This window comes from Bradyrhizobium campsiandrae (genome assembly GCF_014529705.1).
GTDB lineage: Bacteria > Pseudomonadota > Alphaproteobacteria > Rhizobiales > Xanthobacteraceae > Bradyrhizobium > Bradyrhizobium campsiandrae.
This window is the reverse complement of record NZ_JAANIH010000345.1, coordinates 1-248: the sequence shown is the minus strand read 5'-3', so window position 1 is coordinate 248 and position 248 is coordinate 1. Positions and strand designations below refer to the sequence as shown.

At 68.5% G+C, this 248-nt stretch carries 1 protein-coding gene; it reads left to right on the top strand.

Annotated features, from left to right (window positions below):
• A partial coding sequence (locus G8O24_RS43355) for a citrate/2-methylcitrate synthase (protein WP_188108484.1) occupies positions 1–248 on the top strand: 248 nt, incomplete at both ends.

Genomic DNA, 248 nt, shown 5'->3' with positions numbered 1-248 from the left:
GCTGCGCATGTTGCAGGGACGTGCGCCTGCCGCGCGCGAGATCACCGCGCTCGATGCCTATCTCGTCACCGCCAGCGACCACGGCATGAACGCCTCGACCTTCACCGCGCGCGTGGTGGCTTCGACCGGACTCAGTCTCTATGATGCCGTCATCGCCGGACTCGCCGCGCTGAAGGGCCCCAAACACGGCGGCGCAGGCGTGCTGGCCTCGCAGCTCGTCAAGACGCTGGTGGATCGCGACGTCGAGC